Annotated in this window: 16 protein-coding genes and 1 other annotated feature; of the genes, 8 read left to right on the forward strand and 8 right to left on the reverse strand. The window is 42.8% G+C overall.

Annotated elements, in window-relative coordinates:
• The first annotated feature begins 2 nt into the window (after positions 1-2).
• Both Q8G36_RS02070 and ytxJ read left to right on the forward strand, forming a co-directional pair.
• On the forward strand, positions 3-575 hold the full coding sequence (locus Q8G36_RS02070) for a YtxH domain-containing protein (protein ID WP_305158747.1): 573 nt from the start codon (positions 3-5) through the stop codon (positions 573-575).
• A gap of 130 nt (positions 576-705) precedes the next feature.
• On the forward strand, positions 706-1,032 hold the full coding sequence (ytxJ, locus tag Q8G36_RS02075) for a bacillithiol system redox-active protein YtxJ (RefSeq protein ID WP_305158748.1): 327 nt from the start codon (positions 706-708) through the stop codon (positions 1,030-1,032).
• 157 nt (positions 1,033-1,189) lie between these two features.
• Here ytxJ and Q8G36_RS02080 read toward each other — a convergent pair whose 3' ends face one another.
• On the reverse strand, positions 1,190-1,357 hold the full coding sequence (locus Q8G36_RS02080) for a hypothetical protein (RefSeq protein WP_305158749.1): 168 nt from the start codon (positions 1,355-1,357) through the stop codon (positions 1,190-1,192).
• A gap of 231 nt (positions 1,358-1,588) precedes the next feature.
• Here Q8G36_RS02080 and Q8G36_RS02085 point away from each other — a divergent pair, with 231 nt between their 5' ends.
• Both Q8G36_RS02085 and ccpA read left to right on the forward strand, forming a co-directional pair.
• Positions 1,589-2,665, forward strand: coding sequence for a bifunctional 3-deoxy-7-phosphoheptulonate synthase/chorismate mutase (locus tag Q8G36_RS02085; RefSeq protein WP_034309244.1), 1,077 nt, complete (start codon positions 1,589-1,591; stop codon positions 2,663-2,665).
• A gap of 380 nt (positions 2,666-3,045) precedes the next feature.
• Positions 3,046-4,050, forward strand: a complete 1,005-nt coding sequence (gene ccpA / locus Q8G36_RS02090) for a catabolite control protein A (RefSeq protein WP_305158750.1) — start codon at positions 3,046-3,048, stop codon at positions 4,048-4,050.
• 90 nt (positions 4,051-4,140) lie between these two features.
• Here ccpA and Q8G36_RS02095 read toward each other — a convergent pair whose 3' ends face one another.
• The 3 genes from Q8G36_RS02095 to Q8G36_RS02105 are packed head-to-tail and all read right to left on the reverse strand — an operon-like array spanning position 4,141 to position 6,624.
• Positions 4,141-5,322 (reverse strand): acetoin utilization protein AcuC, encoded by a 1,182-nt coding sequence (locus Q8G36_RS02095; RefSeq protein WP_305158751.1) that lies wholly within the window; start codon positions 5,320-5,322, stop codon positions 4,141-4,143.
• Positions 5,315-5,965, reverse strand: a complete 651-nt coding sequence (locus Q8G36_RS02100) for an acetoin utilization AcuB family protein (protein WP_305158752.1) — start codon at positions 5,963-5,965, stop codon at positions 5,315-5,317. The genes Q8G36_RS02095 and Q8G36_RS02100 overlap by 8 nt, the downstream gene beginning before the upstream one ends.
• 26 nt (positions 5,966-5,991) lie before the next feature.
• Positions 5,992-6,624: a GNAT family N-acetyltransferase gene (locus Q8G36_RS02105; protein ID WP_283915397.1), complete on the reverse strand. Its 633-nt coding sequence runs from the start codon at positions 6,622-6,624 to the stop codon at positions 5,992-5,994.
• A 323-nt stretch (positions 6,625-6,947) separates the two neighbouring features.
• Between Q8G36_RS02105 and acsA the strand changes: the two genes are divergently transcribed.
• Positions 6,948-8,666 carry an acetate--CoA ligase gene (acsA, locus tag Q8G36_RS02110; RefSeq protein ID WP_305158753.1) on the forward strand — a complete coding sequence of 573 codons (1,719 nt, stop codon included), beginning with the start codon at positions 6,948-6,950 and terminating at the stop codon, positions 8,664-8,666.
• A 134-nt stretch (positions 8,667-8,800) separates the two neighbouring features.
• On the opposite strand, the gene Q8G36_RS02115 is transcribed toward acsA, so the two are convergent.
• Positions 8,801-11,830, reverse strand: a complete 3,030-nt coding sequence (locus Q8G36_RS02115; RefSeq protein ID WP_305158754.1) for a transglycosylase domain-containing protein — start codon at positions 11,828-11,830, stop codon at positions 8,801-8,803.
• A 148-nt stretch (positions 11,831-11,978) separates the two neighbouring features.
• Positions 11,979-12,195: a binding site (T-box leader), on the forward strand.
• A 67-nt stretch (positions 12,196-12,262) separates the two neighbouring features.
• Between Q8G36_RS02115 and tyrS the strand changes: the two genes are divergently transcribed.
• Entirely contained in the window at positions 12,263-13,519 is a 1,257-nt protein-coding gene (gene tyrS / locus Q8G36_RS02120; RefSeq protein WP_305158755.1) for a tyrosine--tRNA ligase, read from the forward strand.
• Between the two features lie 96 nt (positions 13,520-13,615).
• On the opposite strand, the gene rpsD is transcribed toward tyrS, so the two are convergent.
• Together rpsD and Q8G36_RS02130 are read right to left on the reverse strand one after the other, a co-directional pair.
• Complete coding sequence (rpsD, locus tag Q8G36_RS02125) at positions 13,616-14,218, reverse strand: 30S ribosomal protein S4 (protein ID WP_063232686.1); 603 nt, start codon at positions 14,216-14,218, stop codon at positions 13,616-13,618.
• A 568-nt stretch (positions 14,219-14,786) separates the two neighbouring features.
• Positions 14,787-15,266, reverse strand: coding sequence for a GAF domain-containing protein (locus Q8G36_RS02130; protein WP_305158756.1), 480 nt, complete (start codon positions 15,264-15,266; stop codon positions 14,787-14,789).
• A gap of 154 nt (positions 15,267-15,420) precedes the next feature.
• Here Q8G36_RS02130 and refZ point away from each other — a divergent pair, with 154 nt between their 5' ends.
• Entirely contained in the window at positions 15,421-16,077 is a 657-nt protein-coding gene (gene refZ / locus Q8G36_RS02135; RefSeq protein WP_305158757.1) for a forespore capture DNA-binding protein RefZ, read from the forward strand.
• A gap of 1 nt (position 16,078) precedes the next feature.
• Here refZ and hisJ read toward each other — a convergent pair whose 3' ends face one another.
• Complete coding sequence (gene hisJ / locus Q8G36_RS02140) at positions 16,079-16,882, reverse strand: histidinol-phosphatase HisJ (protein WP_305158758.1); 804 nt, start codon at positions 16,880-16,882, stop codon at positions 16,079-16,081.
• A 168-nt stretch (positions 16,883-17,050) separates the two neighbouring features.
• Here hisJ and ezrA point away from each other — a divergent pair, with 168 nt between their 5' ends.
• Positions 17,051-18,745: a septation ring formation regulator EzrA gene (gene ezrA, locus Q8G36_RS02145; protein WP_305158759.1), complete on the forward strand. Its 1,695-nt coding sequence runs from the start codon at positions 17,051-17,053 to the stop codon at positions 18,743-18,745.
• Positions 18,746-18,963: the final 218 nt, after the last annotated feature.

An 18,963-nucleotide genomic window follows, 5' to 3' on the forward strand; every position in this document is an offset into this window, starting at 1 on the left:
TTATGACTCAAAAAGAATTTCCGACAAAGGACTATCAGAAATCATATGAGGACGAACGCGACTCGATCAATTCAAAGGACTTTATGATTGGCGCCTTGATCGGCGGGATGATCGGAGCGGCTACAGCTTTGTTCATGGCTCCGAAAACAGGCAAGGAATTAAGGAATGACTTCAATGAACAAGCTAAAAACATTTCAGAGAAAACAGAAAGATTAAGACAAACGGCGATGGAAAAAGGTACAGTCCTTGCTGATACTGCAAAAGAAAAAACAAGCTCCGTCACGGAAATCGTTTCCAATAAATCTTCAAATATCGTCAATAAAGTGAAAAGCCTAAAAACGGGAAAAGAAAACGGCGACGCGGCTGATGATACGACGAATTCCAGCAATAGGGATATAGATGTAACCGGAACTTCCGATTCTCCTATCGTATCCGTCGAAACGAACTTTGCTAACGGTAATGACTCGGAAAATAATCCTGCAGATCCTACAAGCGGAAACAAGAATGCGGCAAAATTAAAGCTTGATGAAGCGAAAAAGGCATTTGATGAAACAGAGAATAATCTAAAGAAATAATATTCCTTGGATTCCTTTAATGGGGATGAAGAGGCATAAAGGGACGAAGAATAAGGCGGTGAAGTGCTTCTATGGCTTCATCGCCTTTTTGATGGTAAAATTTATATGGACAAGGAAAGGAGACTGTTTTATGGTCATGAGCAAAATCGAAACAGAAGAACAATTCAATGAGCTTCTAAATGAGGATACATTCCTGCTTTTCAAGCATAGCGTAACATGCCCGGTCAGTGCTGAAGCATTTGAACAATATGAGAGGTACATCTTAGAGAACGAACAACTTAAAACGGCCTATTTGGCCGTTCAGGAAGCTCGTCCACTATCCAATTATGTGGCAGAAACATTTGATGTCACACATCAATCACCTCAGGCCATCCTTTTTAAAAGTGGAAAACCTGTCTGGAATGAATCTCATTGGCGGATTACATATGATTCATTGAGCAAAGCCATTACTGAATGAATTTGGAGGCCGGATCCCTTAGGTAAGGGGTCCGGTCTTTTATTATTCATTTGGTGGCCATAGGATTTTTAAACGGTCTTCAGGGGAAACCTTTTCTTGAAAGGTATTACCTGTTCATTTAGCAACGTAAGGAGTTCAGGCAGCTGTAACTCTTTAATCATTCGTGGATGGCTCCGGCAAGCGGCAGACGATCGATCATGGTCCAATGCCCTTGAGATAAAATATCAATTAAATTATAGCTTTCCTGTTCTATTTCCAATATAATTCCTACAACGGATCGTGTTCCGATATCCAGTGCAAATCGTTTTTCTCGTATGTGTAACACCTGCATTTATGCATTTATAACTTTAATGCTTAAAAGCGTTTAATTATTAAAGAAAAATATAGTGACATTTATGGACACTTCATTTATAATTGATTTTATTATACATGAAATATTCTAAATTTTTCATTGATAAAACAATCGGGGTGGATGTTCGAGGATCCAGATGGGATTTTTTTAGTTTGAGTCCGCTGAACCGATTTCTATTTTAAAAAACGAAGGGATGGATTTGTAATGAGCAACAAAGAGCTTGATGGACTTCGTAATCAACTGGATGATGTGAACCTTCAGTTATTACATCTTATTAATCAACGTGCTGAACTTGTACAGGAAATTGGTCGCGTTAAAGAAAAACAAGGTGTAAACCGTTACGATCCGGTCCGTGAAAGAACAATGCTGGATCTTATCGAAGCCAATAATCAAGGACCGCTTGATCTTGGTTCGATTAAACATATTTTCAAAGAAATCTTTAAATTGGGCTTGGAGCTACAAAAAGATGATCAGAAGAAAACGCTTCTTGTATCAAGAAAACAAAAGGCTGAAGACACGATCATCGACATTAAGGGTGAATTGGTCGGTAACGGGATTCCTAGCTTCGTTTTCGGACCATGTGCCGTTGAATCTTATGAACAGACAGCTGCGGTGGCGGAAGTCATTAAAGCTAAAGGTTTGAAATTGATGCGCGGCGGTGCATTTAAGCCACGTACATCTCCATATGACTTCCAAGGGCTTGGTTTGGAAGGTTTACAAATACTTAAACGCGTTGCAGATGAATACGGCTTGGCTGTCATCAGTGAAATCGTGAGTGCCAACGATATCGAAGCGGCCATCGATCATATCGATGTCATCCAAATCGGAGCGCGCAACATGCAAAACTTCGACTTGCTAAAAGCGGCAGGTGCCGTAAATAAACCAGTTCTTTTAAAACGTGGATTGGCTGCAACGATTGAAGAGTTCATTCATGCAGCGGAATACATCATGTCGCAGGGCAATGGCAACATCATCCTTTGTGAACGTGGTATCCGTACTTACGAAAAAGCAACAAGAAATACACTTGATATCTCTGCTGTACCGATTTTAAAACAAGAAACTCATTTACCGGTCATGGTTGATGTAACGCATTCAACTGGACGTCGTGATCTCTTGCTTCCTACGGCTAAAGCGGCTCTTGCAATTGGTGCTGACGGTGTTATGGCAGAAGTGCATCCGGATCCTTCCGTTGCTTTATCGGATTCTGCACAGCAAATGGACTTCAAACAATTTGATGAATTCTACGATGAAATTAAACGTTTGAACTGGGTAACTGTATAAGCTGGAAAGTCTTTAAATGATCTACTTACGGCCCTTACCAACTTGGCAAGGGCTTTTTTTAATGGTAAAATACAAGTTTTTGCAGAAAAAGCTTCGAAATAAGCACTATTGGATTGCAGGAAAGATTCGACTATCGTATGATAAATAACAAGAATGAGAACTGTTCGGGAGATTGAGTCATACATAAAGTGATATCTATGTGAATTTTATACTTGAATAGGGTATTGAATATTTGACTGAGAAGAGAGTAGGACTGCAGTTTCTGTTAGGCAGATCGTTCCTAAAATAATCTTCCTTATAGAGAAAACGCATAAAAGATTTTTTTCCGAAATAATTCGGGTCTTTTATGGGAAAAATGAAAGAAATGGAGGAATGGATGAATGAATAATATAACCATTTATGATGTGGCGCGTGAGGCGAATGTTTCCATGGCCACCGTTTCCCGCGTAGTTAACGGGAATCCAAATGTAAAGCCTGCAACAAGGAAGAAAGTTGCCGATGTGATTGAGAAGTTAGGGTACCGTCCAAATGCAGTGGCAAGGGGACTTGCCTCAAAGAAAACGACTACAGTCGGGGTCATCATCCCGGATATCTCGAGCATCTTTTTTGCCGAATTGGCACGGGGCATAGAAGATATAGCCACTATGTATAAATACAATATCATTCTAAGCAGTTCTGATGAGAATATAGATAAGGAATTCCATTTGCTGAATACGATGCTTGGAAAACAAGTGGATGGTATCGTATTTATGGGCGGCAACATTTCTGATGAGCATGTCAAAGAGTTTAAGAATTCACCGGTTCCAATCGTTCTGGCAGGTTCGGTGGATGAAAGCGGGCAAGTTCCATCGGTTAATATTGATTATGAGGCGGCGGCATTCGACGCAGTGACCTTCTTTGCTAAAAAAGGCCACAAGCATATCGCTTTTGTAAGCGGAAACCCTTCCGCGCTGATTAATGAAATGAAATTGACTGGTTATAAACGAGGATTGAAAGAAGCTGGTCTTTCATTTGATGAAAGTTATATTGTTGAAGGTGATTATACATATGATTCAGGAATTGAATCTTTTGAAAAGTACCTGGAAGTTGAAGACAGACCGACGGCATTCATCGCCGGTGCTGATGAAATGGCGCTTGGAATTGTCCATGCCGCACAGGACAAAGGGTATAATGTGCCGGAAGACTTTGAAGTGATCAGCTTCGATAACACGAGATTGACATTGATGGTGCGTCCGCAAATCACGACGATCGTTCAACCTTTATATGATATTGGTGCGGTTGCGATGAGGCTTCTTACAAAGTTGATGAATAAAGAACAAGTGGAGGAAGGTCTTGAAAAAGTGATCCTGCCACATCGGATTGAAAACCGTCAATCAACGAAATAAACTGGTTTGGAGAGTGTCCCGAGGGCACTCTCTTTTTGTTTCTCCATTGTATTCCCGAACAAAAAAGATCGTTTTTCAACGATCTTTAGGTTAACTTTGTTCATTGCTTTTCGATGTTTGCTTGGAAGACCTGATGGGATAAAGGACCTTTTCAAGCGTCAGGGCATTCTTCTCGGTAATTTCAGGCTTCCTCGGAATGGGTTCGTATATATCCTCCATGTCATCCCATTCATTCGGTAGGGGAACAGGGGACTCAGGCTGCCAGCAATCGAGCCATTCCTTTGATAGGGGACCTGAAATATCGTTATTCGTCATTTCAAGCCAGACCCTCGCCCAAGCCCTCGGGACGACGCGCCATATATCATATCCGCCGCCGCCTACTGCAATCCACCGTCCTTCGCAATACTTATGGGCCATTTCGTGTGCCAACTTTGGTATTTCCCTATAAATCTTCATGGTGGCAGATAAATGGGTCAGCGGATCGTAATAATGGGAGTCGGCTCCGTTTTGCGTTAATATGACATCCGGTTTGAAGAATTCAATGACCTCTTTAAAGGAAGCCCTATAGCATTCGAGCCAGGATTCATCTTCAGTGAACGCATCGACCGGAATGTTGAATGAATAGCCGTAGCCTTTTCCCTGACCCCGCTCGGTAATATTGCCGGTGCCGGGAAATAAGTAGCGCCCCGTTTCATGGATGGAAAGGGTGCATACATCAGGATCATCATAAAATGACCATTGGACTCCGTCACCATGATGTGCATCGGTATCTACATACAAGACACGCGCCCCATATTTTTTTTGCAGGTATTTAATCGCGACCGAACTATCGTTGTAAATGCAAAAGCCCGAAGCTTTCCCACGGAAACCGTGATGCAAGCCCCCGCCAAGATTAAGTGCGTGCAGGGCCTGACCGGTCATGACGGCATCCACAGCTGTCAAGGTACCGCCTACAAGCAAGGCGCTTGCTTCGTGCATTTTGGGGAAGATAGGGGTATCCTCTGTTCCTAGCCCATAATTTACTGCCTTTTCAGGGGGGAGCTTTCCCTGGCCTGCCAATCTGACAGCGTTTACATAATGGTGATCATGGATCAGTTCCAATTCTGCATCGGTAGCCATTCTGGGCTTGATAATTTGATCATCATTGATGGCATGGTGTTTTTTTAATAAATCAAGCGTGAGTTTAAGCCGTTTTTGATTGAATGGATGCTCATCGTTGAATTTGTAGGTAAGGAGTTCATCCGAATAGACGAAAAGGGATGTATCATTCATGTGAAATCCCCGGTAGACTAGGCCATAAAACGGTATAGCCTTCTTTCTTCAAATCCTCCACCACCATAAATGGATTCATCGTCTGTACACGAATTACAAGTATTTTATAATCGGTTCCATTCTTTTCAGGATAAACAAGTGTGCTCAGGATATTGGTATTGCGCCTTTTGAAAATATGGGCAATATCATGAAGGGAACCTGCCTTATCCGGGATTCTGATTTCGATTTGGGAACCGGGCTGATTGACTCCAGTCAACTCAACATATGAATGAAGTAAATCAGAACCGGTTATGATGCCCACTAACTTCCTTCCCTTAACGATTGGAAGGCAGGTGATATTGTTATCACAAAAAACAGCCCCGATTTCTTCCACGAAATCCAGCGGGTGCCCCGTGATTATTTCCGTTTTCATGATGCTTGATAGTGGTTTTTGTAAATCATTTTTGTATTCTTCGGGACGGAATATAGAAGGGGCAGCATCCCGAATATCACGGTCGCTGACTAATCCCACAAGTTGAAAGCTGTCATTGACAATGGGTATATGGCGAATTCGTTTCTCCTTGATGATCAAGACAGCGCTATGGATTGTATCCGTTGGAGTGAGGGTGATAATATCCTCATTCATTATTGTTTCAACAATCATTTTCCTTCCTCCTCTTCCTCGCCTCTTTAATACATAAACCGATTCATAAAACGCAATTGGTCGAACTTCTGGATGGATTCCGGCGGGACTCTTTTGCCAATACGGGCCATCAGGCAGTTGGCCGGGTGGGAACTGATTTCAGGATCATCTGTTGCAAAGTAGACCAAGCCGCCCGCACTCATCATTTTTTCCATGACCTTGCGATAGTCCCATATATTCAGCCCTGTCCCTTTCAAATCCCAATGCCAATAGTATTCAGTTGTGATGATGATGAAGTCTTCAACCGAATCGTCTTCCATTGAAAGGCGGATTAGGTTCTTCCCGACAGAGGCACCCCGGTATTTAGGGATGACCTCGATTGCACCAAGCTCAATCAGGTCCTCCATTTTGATTTCCGACCAGCGCTCCAAGGGATCGGGATATAAGTAAGTTACATAACCCACGATTGTTTCATTTTCGCGGGCGATAAAGATCCTGCCCTCAGGCAAGTCTGCAATCTCTATTAACGCTTTATGCTGCAAAGCAGGCGGGCGAAAGGCGACCAAGTCTTCGTGAAACTCATAAGCGGACATTTTCTCGCCGCTTAACGGCCCCTCGATGATGAGCGTTCCGCTTAATGTCTGCAGTTCCTTAGTATAAAAGGTCTTATTATATTCCATTCCTTCACCACCCTTGTTATATAGTAATCTTACACTCTAGCATTCTAGTTTGACTGAATGGAAAGCTTACATAAATTATACCTAAAAACAAGGGTCATAATTCAGAAAGTTCAAGGCATATTTGAATCTTTTGTTACAGGGCTTCTTCTTTCCCGGGTCATCAATATGATTCACCTTAACTATAACAATATACTAGTGATTTTCAAAAGTCAGCAAACTGGTTTTCCCCTAATATGGAAGTGTTGAATATTTTAAAAATTGAGATAATTCCATTCTTATACTATAATGAAAATATAGAGCCGAATGAAGGGGGAGTTTGTCGTATGAATGTGAAAGCGTTGCCAGTAGTGGAAGGTAATTTTAATTTAAAGAATTATGATGAAAAATACAAGAAGTTTGACTGGTCTGAGACGGAAAAGGAATTCTCCTGGTCTGAAACCGGTAAGGTGAATCTTGCGTATGAAGCCATTGACCGCCATGTTGAAACATACAAAAAAAATAAAGTAGCCCTTTATTACAAAGACGATAAAAGAAATGAAAAGTATACGTTCAAGGAAATGAAAGATTATACGAACCAAGCGGCCAATGTGTTCAAGAACATTGCCAATGTTGAAAAAGGTGATCGTGTCTTCATCTTCATGCCTCGCTCCCCGGAGCTTTATTTTGCATTGTTGGGTGCGATTAAAACGGGAGCTGTCGTAGGGCCGTTGTTCGAAGCCTTCATGGAAGGCGCAATAAGGGATCGCCTTGAAGATAGTGAGGCAAGTGTGATTGTGACGACACCTGAACTTTTGCCGCGCGTGCCAGTGGATGAATTACCCCATTTAAAGCATATTTTCTTGGTGGGGGAAAATATAAAAGAAGAAGGAAAGTACCATCACTTCAATAAAAAATTAAAAGAAGCCGACAAAAAATTCGAAATTGAATGGGTGGACCGGAATGACGGTCTGATCCTTCACTATACCTCCGGTTCCACAGGCAAACCAAAAGGAGTGCTTCACGTTCATAATGCGATGATCCAGCATTATCAAACGGCAAGATGGGTCCTTGATTTGCAGGATGAGGACGTGTATTGGTGCACAGCGGACCCTGGATGGGTGACAGGGACGTCTTACGGGATATTTGGACCTTGGCTGACAGGGACATCGAATGTCATTGTAGGCGGGCGGTTCAAGCCTGAATCCTGGTACAAGACCTTGGAAGACTTTGGTGTCACGGTATGGTATAGTGCCCCGACTGCCTTCAGGATGCTGATGGGCGCAGGTGATGAAATCGTTAAGCGGTTCGATTTGAGTTCTCTCCGCCATATTTTAAGTGTTGGTGAACCGTTGAACCCGGAGGTGGTGCGCTGGGGAATGAAGGTATTCAATCATCGTGTCCATGATACATGGTGGATGACGGAGACCGGGGCTCAGGTCATCTGCAATTATCCTTGCCTGGAAATCAAACCGGGTTCGATGGGTAAACCGATTCCAGGTGTGAAAGCGGCAATAGTGGATGATCAAGGCAACGAGCTTCCGCCGCATAGAATGGGGAACCTTGCCATCAAAAAAGGATGGCCTTCGATGATGAAGACCGTCTGGAAGAATGAAGCGAAATATGAATCTTACTTTATGCCAGGTGATTGGTATGTTTCCGGAGATTCCGCATATATGGATGAAGATGGTTATTTCTGGTTCCAAGGCCGTGTTGATGATGTCATCATGACGGCAGGGGAGAGAGTCGGACCTTTCGAAGTCGAAAGCAAGTTGGTCGAGCATCCAGCCGTAGCTGAAGCGGGGGTCATCGGGAAGCCAGATCCAGTTCGGGGGGAAATCATCAAAGCGTTTATCGCCCTTCGTGACGGATACGATGCAAGCGATGAGTTGATTGAGGAAATTCGAACATTTGTAAAGCATGGTCTGGCAGCACATGCGGCACCTCGTGAAATTGAATTCAGGGATAAACTTCCTAAAACAAGAAGCGGTAAAATCATGCGCCGTGTCTTGAAAGCTTGGGAACTGGATCTTCCAACTGGTGATTTATCATCGATGGAGGATTGAGAAACTGGGTCATACTGATTATTTGAAAAGGAAAAAGGCATCCATGGTCATTTGCATGGATGCCTTTTTGGGAGATTATAAGGAAACAGGCTGTCGGGCCAGCCCGACAGCCTGTTTTAGTTCAAAAAAGAGTGTCATTCTTCCTCTTCTTCAGCTTTATCCGTGTCTTGTTCTTTATCATTGACTGTGTCTTGATCTGTGTCGGTCTCTTGATTTTCTTTATCTGCATTCTCTTTGTTTTGATCTATGTCTTCAGCTGGCTCTTTAACTTTATCTTTATCCGTTTCCGTTTCTTTTTCTGTTTCTTTATTTGCTTCTTTATCTGAACCGTTCTCTTCTTTTGAGTCTGGTTTTTTATTTTCGTTAGCTATTTTATCTTTTCCGCGATCATTTTTATTTTTTGTCGAATCTTCTTTTGAACCAGTCTTTTTAGCGCCGCTTTCAACACGTTGAGAAGGGGATGATTCTTTACCGACTATGTCTACGGCCGTTACATAATAGGAACCGCCTGAGCCGACTTTGTAAACAAGACTCTCCCCAGCATTGATGCTCGCCACTTTTTTGCCGTCTTTATAAACACGATAACCGACGACATCTCCTTCATGATGCAGGCCCCAAGTAATCTTATCGTTACTGATCGTTATGGATAGGGGATCTGGTGCTTTGCCATTATCATTCAATTTCGCTTTCGCCCCGACTACATTTCCTGATTTTTCGCCTCCAGGAATCACGGATCCCGGATCATCGACATATTTCAATCCGATATCTGCAAAAGAATCGGGATTCAACATGAACCCGCCGCTTGTGAATTCGCCAGGCGTTTGCGGAAGGGCTCCGTAGCGTTTGCTGCCGACTGATACATATCGTCCATCTATGAAACTATCATCCGCCTTGGATGGGGCATATTTGGCGATGAATAAATCCGATTTGACAAGCCCGGCCTTTTGGCATGAGCTTGAAGGCAGCAGTCCTGAAACGCCACAGAAGGAACGGCTGACAATTCCGCCCGGCATTTCAAATCGCTTATCGGGGTCGATGAGTTTAGGGTCGACTTTATATGCGGCATTGATCAGATCTGCCCAATAATACATATTACGTTTATTATATTCAAGACCATTATAGGTCCCTTGCAAGGATTTCGGTGTATCATATCCCAGCCATGTACCGAATGATACATTGGGATTGGTAGCGACGAACCAAGCGTCCCAATAGTTTTGTGAAGTTCCGGTCTTACCTGCCCAATCACTCGAGAAAGCAAGTCGGTTCCTGACCGAAGTGGCCGTCCCGCTGTTTACGACATCACGCATCATGTCAAGTGTCAGGTAAGCGGCTTGCGGAGAAAATACTTCCACTGGCTTGGCTTTATGTTCATAGATGACCTCGCCATCTTTCGATACGATTTTATCGATCATATAGGCATCGACGAACTCCCCTGAATTGGCAAATGTGCCAAAGGCATTGACGTTTTCTTCAACGGTTACACCTTTTGACATAGCTCCCAATGACATGGAAGGATTAGAGTAATCCTCTTTCGTCACTGTTGTAAAGCCCATTTTTTCCAAATAGGAAGCTGGACCTTGGTTGATTATTTTCATGTAAAAGAGCGCTGCCGGGATATTATAGGAATTCTTCAGTGCCTCACGCGCAGTCGTTACTCCCGTATAGCTACCGCCGCCATAGTTTCCTGGACGCCACATTGTTCCTGCTGGAATGGAAATGGGTACGTTGGCCGATACGCTTCCTGGTGAGACCTTTCCTAACTCGATCCCTGGTCCATATACGAGCAGCGGCTTCATCGTTGATCCATTCGATCGCAATGATGCGGTTGCATGGTTCGTCTGTTCCCGCTTGAAATCACGGCCACCTACGAAACTGATGATCTTTCCGGTTTTGTTTTCGATTAGAATGGCCCCGGCTTCAACGGGCTCACTCACCGTTTTCATTTCTTTCGTATCCGGATCGACGACTTGTGCCGTTTTATCGTATCCGTAATTCGGGTAGTTTTTCGTTACTTCCTGCATCTTGTCATAAATCTTTTTATTGATTGTCGTATAAACCTGATAGCCGTTTTGACGCAGCTTACGGTCGGCAAGTGCTAGATATTGATCTTTTAAATCATCATTCTTTAAATCTTTCTCTTCATATCCATCCTCTTTTGCGAGACTGACAGATAGGATTTCGATGGAGCGTTTTTCGATTTCATAGGTGAGCCATGGATATTTCTCGGATGGCATCTCCGTTTTGCCGATAAAGTCTTTTGTTATGTCGTATGCGTTTGCTTTATCATATTCTTCTTTTGTTATGTATCCGTTACTATACATCCGCTTTAAAACGGTTTTCATCCGGTTGATGCCGGGCTCTTGATTTTCTTTCAGTTTTCCTTTCTGGGTATATGGTGTATAACCGAAAGGACTTTGCGGCAATCCAGCGATAAAGGCTGATTGGGGCAGTGTCAGATCTTTGGCCTCCACGCCAAAAATGCCTTCAGCAGCGGACTCGACACCAGCGATGTTACGGCCTGAGGAATTTCGTCCCAAAGTGGAAACGTTTAAATAGGTTTCCAAAATCTCTTCTTTTTCAAAGAACTTTTCGACCCGGAGCGCAAGAAGGATTTCTTTTGCTTTCCGTTCAAACGATACTTCGTTGGTCAGGACCTGGTTTTTAATGAGCTGCTGTGTTAATGTACTTCCTCCCGATTGGACGGTTGCATTCGAAAATTCCTGGTAAACGGCACGCAGGATGGCTTTCGGGACAACCCCGTCATGCTCATAAAAATATTCATCCTCTGTAGCGATGACTGCATTTTTTAGATGCTCGGAAACTTTATCGATGGACACTTCTTCACGCTCAAGGTCACTCTTAAGCTTGCCCAAGTATACGTTATCAGCAAAGTATACTTCAGAGGTCTCTTCATAATTGTAAATGTCTTTTTTCAATTCTTCTTTTGAGCGTACCGGCTCATCATTGACGAGGGCAGCGAAATAGCCGGCCCCGACGCCGCCGGCGAATGAGAATCCTAGAATCCCGACAATAATGAGGATCAGCGTTAAATTCCAAATGACTTGGTATGTAACCCGCGCGTTCTTTTGTGTTTTTTCATTTTGAAAAAAACGGGTCAGCTGCTTCCAGACTGTTAGAAATCTATCTTTTTGATTATTATTCATCGTATCATACCCCCTGAAATCACATATATTATAGCATATAACAGGTAGGGGAATGGGCATCTTTCTTATTTTTCTATAATCTGTAAGGGTATGTTGACAAGGATTCTTATGTATGATAAAAGTTTATTAACAACAATAAAATGATTAAATGATCGCGATGATAGGACCCAGTAGTCAGACTATCCCTGTTTCAGAGAGCCGGTGGTTAGTGGAAATCGGTACAAATGGTATGATGAATTACTTCCTGGAGCATTTGCTGTGAAATGATTAGTAGCAGGAAACGGTTGACGGCCGTTATTCGTCTTGAGCGGAGGGCATATTATGTCCTCAAGTTGGGTGGTACCGCGAATTCATTCGTCCCTTCATATTTTATGAAGGGGCGTTTTTGTGTGCTTTTTGCGGTTTTTTTCTAAGATGGAGGAGGAATATTTAATGGAATTGCTTAAAGACCTTGAGTGGAGAGGGATTATTTATCAACAAACGGATGAAGAGGGTTTTAAGGGCCTTTTAGAAAAAGAGAAAATTTCTTTATACTGCGGTGTCGATCCAACTGCGGATAGTATGCACATCGGACATCTATTGCCATTCTTGACAATGCGCCGTTTCCAGCAGCACGGTCATCGTCCTATTGTGCTAGTAGGCGGTGCGACTGGACTTATCGGTGATCCAAGCGGTAAAAAAGAAGAACGCCAGCTGCAAACGCTGGAAAAAGTGCTCTATAATGCAGATTGCATAAAAGGGCAGCTATCCCACATCTTTGATTTCGACGGGGAAAATGGTGCGGTCATGGTCAATAACTATGACTGGATAGGTAAAATCGATATGGTTACGTTCTTGCGGGATTACGGGAAATACATTGGCATTAACTACATGCTGGCAAAAGATACGGTTGCTTCCCGCCTGGATACGGGAATTTCCTTTACTGAATTTGCGTACACGATCTTACAAGGAATTGATTTCGGTCATTTATACAGCAATTACGACTGTAAATTGCAAATTGGCGGCAGTGATCAATGGGGCAACATTACGACCGGCCTTGAAATGATCCGGAAATCCAATGATGAGGATGCAAAAGCATTCGGTATGACAATCCCGCTCGTAACGAAAGCGGATGGAACGAAATTCGGTAAAACGGAAGGCGGAGCGATTTGGCTTGACCCGGAAAAGACGACTCCGTATGAATTTTACCAATTCTGGATCAATACAGCCGATGCTGATGTCGTGAAATACCTGAAATTCTTCACCTTCCTATCTCGTGAGGTGATTGAAGAGTTAGAGCAATCCGTACAGTCCGAACCGCATTTGCGTAAAGCGCAAAAAGCTTTAGGGGAAGAAATGACCCGTTTGATTCATGGTCAGGAAGCTCTTGACCAAGCAATTAAAATCTCTGCCGCCCTATTCAGCGGTGAGGTGAAGAATTTAAGTGCAGCGGAAATCAAATTGGGCTTTAAAGATGTCCCTAGCTTCGAACGTGAAAGCAAGGAAGATATCGGTTTGGTCGATTTAATCGTTGAAGCGAAAATTTCGCCATCAAAGCGTCAAGCCCGTGAAGATATTCAGAATGGGGCAATCTCCATAAATGGGGAGAAAGTGACGGATCTGCAATATGTAGTGACGGAAGCTGCCAAGATTGAAGGGGAGTTCATCCTCGTTCGTCGCGGCAAGAAGAAATACACATTAGTGAAATGATTGTTCAAGGCCCGGCTGAATCCCAGCCGGGCTTTGTCATGCAAGGGTGTTTAGATGCAAAAAAAACCCCATCCGAGGATGGGGTTTTTGAAGTTATTAACGAGAGTAGAACTCAACGATAAGAGCTTCGTTAATTTCAGCAGGCAATTCAGAACGTTCTGGTAAACGAGTGAAAGTACCTTCTAATTTCTCAGCATCGAAAGTAAGGAAATCAGGAACGAAGTTAGTTGCTTCAACTGATTCTTTAATGATTGAGAAGTTGCGTGATTTTTCACGAACTGCGATTGTTTGTCCAAGAGACACTTTGTAAGATGGAATGTCTACGCGGCTTCCGTCTACAGTGATGTGACCGTGGTTAACAAGTTGACGTGCTTGACGACGTGTACGAGCTAAACCAAGACGGTAAACTAGGTTATCAAGACGTGATTCAAGAAGAATCATGAAGTTTTCACCATGAACACCTTTAAGTTTGCCAGCGCGATCGAACATTGAACGGAATTGACGTTCAGTGATTCCGTACATGTGACGAAGTTTTTGTTTCTCTTGTAGTTGCATTCCGTATTCAGAAATTTTTCTACGTTGGTTAGGACCATGTTGTCCTGGAGCGTAAGGGCGTTTTTCTAATTCTTTACCAGTACCTGTTAGGGAAATTCCTAAACGACGGGATAGTTTCCAGCTTGGGCCAGTATAACGAGCCATAGGATGACTCCTCCTTTAAATGTTTTTATTTTGGTAAAATAAAAACCGTGTGAATGTACGATCATGACCATTTTGTTTTCATGTACCTTCGCCCTAGCAGCAGAGAGTTACGAGATACACCTCTGTATTGAGGAACAAAATGAGAACATAAAGGCTGTCACATAGGCTGCAATATTTTACACAAGGAGTATTGTATAATATTCTGCTCAATGAGTCAAGGACAGTTGTGATTAATTAAGGAATAGATAGAGAATCGCAACGGGAATATACGATATATTTATTTTGCGAAGAATTCAGGAAAGGACAGGGGATATGTACAGGTGCCCTGTAAAGGTAAGACAAAGTTGATTGGAACGGAAGGTACGAGACTCCTGCGGGAAAAGCGCGTCTAGGGGAGACCCCGCAGGCGAAAGCCGAGGAGGCTCCCCGACCGCCCGCGGAAAGCGAGTGCCTGGAGTGGAAATCAACGTCCAAATTGTACAAGCCATAAAAATAGACAAACTCGATTTTCATCGAGTTTGTCTACAGTCTGAAAGGGAGCAGGCAAGGATTGCCGCTCCCTTTAACTTTATAGATGATTGGAAAGGATTTCAGCGAACTTCTCCAGTCCTTGCTGATCCATTTCGTCAAAACGGTCCGTGACCGGGCTGTCGATATCGAGGACCCCGAGCAATTTGCCATCCTTCATGAGCGGTATGACAATTTCAGATCTTGATGCCGCATCGCAGGCGATATGTCCAGGGAATTGGTGGACATCCTCTATGCGCAGGGTTTTTTCAGTTGCCGCAGAAGTCCCGCAAACGCCCTTGCCCATTGGAATGCGAACACAGGCTGGAAGACCTTGAAAGGGTCCTAGTATTAATTGGCCTTCTTCGTATAAATAAAAGCCGACCCAGTTGATCTCATCGAGAAACTGATTAAGTAAAGCTGCCGCATTGCTTAAATTGGCTATCCGGTTCGTTTCATCTTCGATTAAGGCAAGTAGTTGTTTTTGGACCAGTTCATAGTTTTTTTCTTTTTTTCCTTGATACATTTCGACATTAAACAAAAGCGTTCACCTGTCTTCCGCATATTTTTACAGCACTTTCTAATCATGATGCTTTATTGTTGGGAAATTGTCGAGAACTTACTAAAGGATTCAGGCTCTTCCGTGAAGAAGTAGTCAACAAGACTTGTCTCAAAGAAAGCGAGGGATTGCCTGAATGAATCGCCAGACGCCAACGAAACAAGCCATTGTGGAAGCTGCATTGCATTTATTTCATTTAAAGGGCTATCATGCTACATCCATACGGGATATTGCGAATAAAGCGAAAGTGAACGCTGCAAATATTGCCTACTATTTCAAGAATAAGCAGGGGTTGCTGGAATTCTGTTTCACTTCCTATTTAGAAGAATACATCCTGGTCCTTGAGACGAACATGACACTCCTGGAACTTAAAGGCCCGCAGCATTGCTTGATGAATCTTGTAAAGGGTATTCTCGCTTTCCAGAGGGAAAACTTCCTTGCTGCACGGTTCATATATGGGGAATCTTCACTCGATTCCAATTTAAACCGCGAAATTCATTCGACTTATTTTACAAAGGAAAAGTCTTATTTTCAATATATTCTGGAACAAGGAATCAAGAGCAGGAGTTTCCAGCAGGTCTCCGTTCCCATGTATATGCTGCAGTTGAAGGGTTTATTGACGGCCCCTGTCCTGCATACCCATTATGCGATGGATGTGCTTCATGTGTTCCCTCAGGAAGCCTATTACACGAATATTTATGCCAATGAAGTCGGACGTTTTCTGCAAGATACCCTTTTCATTGCCGAAGACCTACAGCCGCTGTTAGCCGGCCGGCCTGAAGTGTATACATGAGTTACCCATTAAACCCTGCAATCAGTGCCTGATGGCCCTGACCCAAATCTTTAGCCTGATGGGCATCGGAACCGTAAATAAGCGGAATGCCGAGATCTAAAGCACGCTTTGCAAATCGTTCAGGTGGGTAGGGTTCACCGCATAGCGGCTTTACAAGCCCAGCTCCATTATAATCTAGTTCATACCTTTGATCCTTGATCATGTCGAGAACCTTGTAAACCCGCTCGTCAAAACTTGCTGCCGGCGGATATCGATGCTGGAATTTATGGACAAGCGTAATGTGCCCGATCCGTTTTGGTTTATAAATGCCTAAATCAGCTTCTATTGATTTTTCCAGTGTATCGTAATATTTGACATAAACCGATTCCACTGAACCTAGTTCATTGGCAATCTCAGCAAATCCATTTTCGCTGAAATCGATGCAATGCCAACTGTTTTGATGCTTGATGAAGTGGACGGAAAGTATACTATCATCAAGGAATTCTCCGATTTCGTCGAGGAATTCTTTTGTTTCTTTTTCATACCCCTCTATAAAGTCAACCTCCAGACCTGTTTTGATCAGGATTTTGTCTTTATAGCGTTCTTTCAGTACGCGGAGCTCTTGAAAGTAATCCAGGAGCAGGACAGCGTCCATGCCGCTGTCTTTTTCAGGCGTGGGATCTTGAAAATTTCGTGGCAATGGAGCATGTTCCGTAAATGTGATTTCCTTTAATCCTAGCTCGATTCCCCGCGTAATATATTCATCGAATTTATCCGTAGAGCCGTGAGGGCAAAACGGAGTGTGCACATGACCGTCAGCTTTCATGGTCCTTCCCTCCCAAAAAACAGGTATTTGTAGCAATTTTCTACAAAAAAATCATTTTTCTCGTCAAAAATTATTGCTAACATGGTATCATAAAAGCATTAAATTTAACATTTTTAAAATTGATATATAAACGAGCAAGACTGTAAGGACTAGAACAGGGGGCTTACCATGGATTACATAATTGGGGTAATTGTATTAATTTTGATTTTCATCATTTGGGGTTATTTTTTCAAAAAGAGATATTTTAAAGAAATCGATCGACTGGAATCCTGGAAAATAAGCATCATGCACCGCCCCGTGCTGGAAGAGCTTTCTAAAGTCAAACAATTGAACATGACAGGTGAAACAGAGGAAATGTTCGAAAACTGGCGCATTGAATGGGACGCCATCATTACGGATCATATGCCCGAAGTCGAAGAGCTTTTATTCGATGCCGAGGAATTCGTCGATAAATACCGTTTCAGCCGATCAAAAGAGGTACAGCGCAAAATTACAGTCAAGCTGAATGAAATCGAAGAAATGATCAAAAAGATCTTATACGAACTGAATGAACTTGTAGGCAGTGAGGAAAAGAATCGATTGGAAATTGAGGATATCAAAGAATCCTACCGTCAATTGAAGAAATCCCTGCTTGCACACAGGCACAATTACGGGAAAGCGGCTGATAAGCTGGAAAACTCCTTGGATGAAGTATTGCAGATCCTTCAGAAATATGAAGAAGAGACCGTGAACGGCAATTATTTGAATGCGAGGGAGCTTGTTCTATCCATTAAGGAAAAATTGGCGGTTCTGTCAGTTAAAATGGAAATGCTCCCAAAATTATTGGTTGATAGCCAATCCGAGCTGCATTCCCAGCTTAATGAATTGAAGGATGGTTATGAGGAGATGTCAGGACAGGGCTATCTATTGAGCCATATCCAATTCGAGCAGGAAATATCACGCCTTGAGGAAGAACTGGATCTATATAAAACACAATTGGAAAATGCCGAAACGGAAGCCGTGGAAAAAGGCATTAAAGATATGCGCGAAAGCATCGAGGTGCTTTATGACCTTTTGGAAAAAGAAGTACTTTCAAAACAGTATATCTTGAAAAATGATGAAGTTCTCAGGAAAACGATAAGTGACCTTGAATATGAAAACGATAAACTTAAAGTTGAAACTATACATGTTCAGCACACGTATCACCTGACGGAAAATGAGCTCGATGCACAACGGAAAATGGAAAAGCAGATTGCCCAGATTTCGAAACGCCATCAATTGCTCGTCTTGAAAATGGAGGATAATGTGATGGCAAGCTCGCTCATCAGCGAAGAGATGCAGGGGCTTGCAGTACAGTTGAAGGAATTACAGGAAAATCAGAAAGACTTTACCGTTAAATTACAGGCTTTACGAAAAGATGAAATGGATGCCAGGGATTCACTGGCCGAATTGAAACGCAAAATGGTCGATACTGGACGTTTAATTACAAAAAGCAATATTCCAGGTCTTCCGGAAGAGTATAAAGTGGTGCTTCAGGACGCCAAAGAAAGCATGGATGACGTTCAGGGTAAACTTGAAGAAAAGCCGCTTGACATGGCCGCTGTTTATATTTATTTGGAAAAAGCGGTTCAACAGGTGGATAGGGTCCACGAAAATGCCCAAGAATTGATCGAACATATGTATTTGGCTGAAAAGGTGATCCAATTCGGAAATCGCTATCGAAGCAGTCACGATATGGTTGCCGAAAGCCTTAGGGAAGCCGAAGCCAAATTCCGAAGCTATGAATATCAAGCTGCATTGGAAACGGCAGCCACGGCCATAGAAAAGGTCGACCCAGGCAGTTTACGAAAAATCGGGGCGAACATAGAAGAAGTCCTTTCCTAAAAACCCGCCATAGCGGGTTTTTTTCTTTTACCGGACCTTGAATAGATAGGTGGGAAGTTAAATCATCCTGCGGGAATAAAAAGAAGCAGGTCTCCTTTCATTCATGGACCAGGGTTTTACATTCTCTTTCAAATTCAATTATGTTAATATTAGAAGTTGCTACAGCAACATGTAAACTTATATTTAGTAGAGTGACCATCATAGATAAAAAACATGGA

The sequence above is a fragment of the Peribacillus frigoritolerans genome (assembly GCF_030676415.1).
Taxonomy (GTDB): Bacteria; Bacillota; Bacilli; order Bacillales; family DSM-1321; genus Peribacillus; species Peribacillus frigoritolerans_A.

Excerpts from the sequence above, each read along its gene's own strand:
- Q8G36_RS02070 (WP_305158747.1), top strand. The coding sequence starts at position 3 with ATGACTCAAAAAGAATTTCCGACAAAGGACTATCAGAAATCATATGAG.
- ytxJ (WP_305158748.1), top strand. The coding sequence starts at position 706 with ATGGTCATGAGCAAAATCGAAACAGAAGAACAATTCAATGAGCTTCTA.
- Q8G36_RS02085 (WP_034309244.1), top strand. The coding sequence starts at position 1,589 with ATGAGCAACAAAGAGCTTGATGGACTTCGTAATCAACTGGATGATGTG.
- ccpA (WP_305158750.1), top strand. The coding sequence starts at position 3,046 with ATGAATAATATAACCATTTATGATGTGGCGCGTGAGGCGAATGTTTCC.
- Q8G36_RS02095 (WP_305158751.1), bottom strand. The coding sequence starts at position 5,322 with ATGAATGATACATCCCTTTTCGTCTATTCGGATGAACTCCTTACCTAC.
- Q8G36_RS02100 (WP_305158752.1), bottom strand. The coding sequence starts at position 5,965 with ATGATTGTTGAAACAATAATGAATGAGGATATTATCACCCTCACTCCA.
- Q8G36_RS02105 (WP_283915397.1), bottom strand. The coding sequence starts at position 6,624 with ATGGAATATAATAAGACCTTTTATACTAAGGAACTGCAGACATTAAGC.
- acsA (WP_305158753.1), top strand. The coding sequence starts at position 6,948 with ATGAATGTGAAAGCGTTGCCAGTAGTGGAAGGTAATTTTAATTTAAAG.
- Q8G36_RS02115 (WP_305158754.1), bottom strand. The coding sequence starts at position 11,830 with ATGAATAATAATCAAAAAGATAGATTTCTAACAGTCTGGAAGCAGCTG.
- tyrS (WP_305158755.1), top strand. The coding sequence starts at position 12,263 with ATGGAATTGCTTAAAGACCTTGAGTGGAGAGGGATTATTTATCAACAA.
- rpsD (WP_063232686.1), bottom strand. The coding sequence starts at position 14,218 with ATGGCTCGTTATACTGGCCCAAGCTGGAAACTATCCCGTCGTTTAGGA.
- refZ (WP_305158757.1), top strand. The coding sequence starts at position 15,421 with ATGAATCGCCAGACGCCAACGAAACAAGCCATTGTGGAAGCTGCATTG.
- hisJ (WP_305158758.1), bottom strand. The coding sequence starts at position 16,882 with ATGAAAGCTGACGGTCATGTGCACACTCCGTTTTGCCCTCACGGCTCT.
- ezrA (WP_305158759.1), top strand. The coding sequence starts at position 17,051 with ATGGATTACATAATTGGGGTAATTGTATTAATTTTGATTTTCATCATT.